The 3,429-nt window shown below is 58.9% G+C and carries 2 protein-coding genes and 1 pseudogene; 2 read left to right on the top strand and 1 reads right to left on the bottom strand.

What is annotated here, in order from left to right:
- The first annotated feature begins 699 nt into the window (after positions 1 to 699).
- Positions 700 to 1,897, top strand: a pseudogene (locus M3461_01780) (DNA topoisomerase IB).
- Positions 1,898 to 1,921: 24 nt separating this feature from the next.
- Positions 1,922 to 2,794, top strand: coding sequence for an SDR family oxidoreductase (locus tag M3461_01775; protein ID MDQ3773182.1), 873 nt, complete (start codon positions 1,922 to 1,924; stop codon positions 2,792 to 2,794).
- Positions 2,795 to 2,947: 153 nt separating this feature from the next.
- Here the strand turns inward: M3461_01775 and M3461_01770 are convergent.
- On the bottom strand, positions 2,948 to 3,429 hold a 482-nt coding region (locus M3461_01770), incomplete at its 5' end, for an ABC transporter substrate-binding protein (protein ID MDQ3773181.1).

Genomic DNA, 3,429 nt, shown 5'->3' with positions numbered 1-3,429 from the left:
GCAGGTAAGGGGTGTCACGATCACAGGGACGGAAATGGCTCATGCGCGCTCGCTCATCGGAACCCTGACCGATCCGATCCCCTCGCGCTTGAAAAGTTCCACGCTAAGTCCGACAGGCTGCTAGCCCGGATTTCTCACCACCGCCCTGCTGCGACCGCCGATCCGCTCGGTCTGGCGGGCTGTCTTGTGCTGCGCAATCCTGGCGGATGGAGACACCATAGCAGTCCTTGATGCCAGGCGGCGGCCGCTTCGCGCGCCCCAATCACACGGCCTCCGCCGTGGCAATTCCCCGCCTCATATTGGCCTCGCTACGGCCCCCTAAGGTATTCGAAAGCGGCTTGTAAAGCTTACACCACCCGCGTGCACTTTTCGCCTGCGCGCTCCAAGCTGGGCAACCGGTCACCCTTGGAGAGCGTAGAAAAAAGCCTTTTGAATTAACGGGCTACCTCCGGTCTGTCACACACTTAATTGTATGGCATATGACATGCATCGGAACGATAACTTCGTGCTCGATATCGACAAGGAAGCGCGTTTAAGAAGGCACACCGAGTTTTAGCTAGAACAACTCGGGGGGGCAGAATCACGCGCCTCAGCGACTTTTCGCGAAGTCTCACGCATCATTCCGGGCTGATTTGGCACGTTTTGGCCGATTCCTGTCGCTCTGCGATCCTTTACTTATTCAGATACGACGCGACCCCCATGCCCGCAAAATCAAGCAAGGAAGGACGTGCGCCGTTGGTGGCGGAGGGTCTCATACGCTCGGCAGAAGAAGCCGGCCTGCGATACGTTTCCGATTGGAAGCCCGGAATAACGCGCAAGCGAAATCGCAAAGGCTTTTCCTACCTGACCGCAAACGGAACTGCCGTGCGTGACGCCGAAACATTAGCTCGCATTCGAAGTTTGGCGATTCCCCCGGCGTGGCAGAATGTTTGGATCTGCCCATCCGCCGAGGGACACATCCAGGCCACGGGTTACGACGCGCGAAGGCGAAGGCAATATCGCTACCATCCGCGCTGGCGCGAGGTCCGGGACCAAGAGAAATACGGCCGGGTGATCGGTTTTGCGCAGGCTTTGCCCAGAATTCGGCGGCGCGTCGACCGGCATCTCAAGTGCATGCACAGGTTTGCCTCGCGAGAAAGTCTTGGCCGCCGTCGTGCGCCTGCTGGAAGCCACACTCATCCGCGTCAGGAATGATGAATACGCCAAAAGCAACCACTCGTTCGGCTTGACCACCATGCGCGATGAACACGCGCAGATCAACGGCTCCATGATTTGCTTTGGATTCCTCGGAAAGAGTGGCCGGAAGCATGAAATCGATCTAAAAGATCGCCGTCTCGCCCGCATCGTCGCTCAATGCCAGGAGTTGCCGGGCCAAGAATTGTTCCAATTCGTCGACGAAAAGGGTGAGGTCCGCGATGTCGGTTCCCAAGACGTCAATGAATATCTTCGCGAAATTGGCGGCGAGGATTTTACGGCAAAGGACTTCCGCACGTGGGCCGGGACGGTGCTGGCTGCCAAGGTACTGCAGGAATTCAAGGAATTTGACAGCCAAGCAACCGCCAAGCTAAATGTAATCCGAGCGATCGAGCACGTGGCCGGACGACTAGGCAACACCAAAGCGGTTTGCCGCAAGTGCTACATCCATCCAGCAGTGATAGACGCTTACCTCGAGAAGAGTGTGATCGAGACAGTAAGAGAAGAGACCGAACGCGAACTACGCGAGGAGTTGCGGTCCCTGCGGCCTGAAGAAGCCGCGGTGCTTGCCTTGCTGAGGAAAAGAATGCAACGCGAACTGCGCGAAGCCGAAGGAGCAAAGCGCTCTGGCAGGGCAAGAAGGCCTCGGCCAGGGTCCCCATCGAAGACAGCGAAAAGTAGAGCCATGTGCCAGGCGGCGTAAACCATTTCAACAGAGGAGAATCGTATGCCGAAAGTTCAGCGGAAACCCAAAAGTCCGATGCCCGCCCAGGAGCAGCCGAAACCGGGGATTGAGTCGGAAATGACCCCACGACCAACGTACGACGCGCCGCTCTACAGGGGATCCGACAAACTGAAGGACAAGGTTGCACTGATCACCGGAGGTGACTCGGGTATCGGACGAGCCGTTGCTGTGTTGTACGCCCGCGAGGGAGCCAATGTCGCTATCGTTTATTTACGCGAAGAGCAATCGGATGCTGAAGAGACAAAGCGAGCCGTTGAGAAGGAAGGTCGTAGGTGCCTGCTGCTTCCGGGCGACGTCACTGACGCTTCTTTCTGCCGCCGATCTGTCGCCGAGACGGTGAAGGCGTTCGGGAAACTCGACATCCTAGTGAACAATGCGGCTTACCAAGAAGAGCAAGATCGACCTGAGGATATCAGCGACGAGCAATTCGACAACACGTTCAAAACCAACGTCTATGGCTATTTCTACATGACTAAGGCAGCTTTAGAGCACATCGTAGAGGGGGCGGTAATCGTCAATTGCGGTTCGGTCACCGGCTTGCGAGGGCACAAGAATCTGATGGACTACGCCGCGACGAAGGGCGCGATACACGCTTTTACCAAATCTCTCGCCCAAAATCTGGTCGAGCGCAAGATCCGGGTCAACTGCGTCGCGCCAGGACCCATTTGGACTCCCTTCATTCCCAGCACCAGCGCCGAGAAGACAGCCAAGCACGGCGCTAAGACCCCGATGAAGCGGCCCGGACAACCTGAGGAAGTCGCTCCGGCGTTTGTCTTTTTCGCTTCCGAGGCAGACTCTAGCTACATCACGGGCGAAGTTCTCACGCTGCTCGGTGGTGAGACGACGGCCGCATAGTAGAACGTAATGTAGCGACTCTCACTTTGGAGGCGATCCCAATGGTCGAGAAAAAGTCTGCAAAACGCGCTTCTTGTGATGCGCAGTGTGCGAGTACATATAGCTCACCTTCAAGCATGCGTAATGCAGCATATTCGCGAGTCACCAGGAAGGCTAGGCCTGCGGCCAGGCCACCCAGCCGCTGCCGCGGTACCGCGGCGGGAGCGCACCAGGGTGAATCGCCTCCGCCAGGATCTCGAGGCTCTCCACGAGCCGCGGGCCAGGGCGGTTGAAGTACTGGTTGCCGTCGGCGACGATCACGCGATCCTCGCGCACGGCGCGGAGCTCGTGCCAACCGGGCCGCTTCTCGAGGAGCGGCATCTCGGCGAGGGTACGCGGGATATCGAAGCCGCAGGGCGAGACGAAGACCACGTCGGGGTCGGCGACGCGGAGGTGGTCCCAGTCGAGCCAGGGCGAGTGCTTGCCAGCCTGTCCGAAGAGCGACGCGCCACCGGCCATGGTGATGAGCTCGGGCATCCAGTTGCCACCCGACATGAGGGGCTCTATCCACTCGATGCAGGCCACGCGTGGCCGGGAGGCGAGCCGGCGCGCGGTCGATTCGACAGCGGCCATCCGTTCACGGAGCGAGGCCACCA

Source organism: Pseudomonadota bacterium (assembly GCA_030860485.1).
Taxonomy (GTDB): domain Bacteria; phylum Pseudomonadota; class Gammaproteobacteria; order JACCXJ01; family JACCXJ01; genus JACCXJ01.
This window is presented reverse-complemented; position numbering and strand designations above follow the sequence as displayed.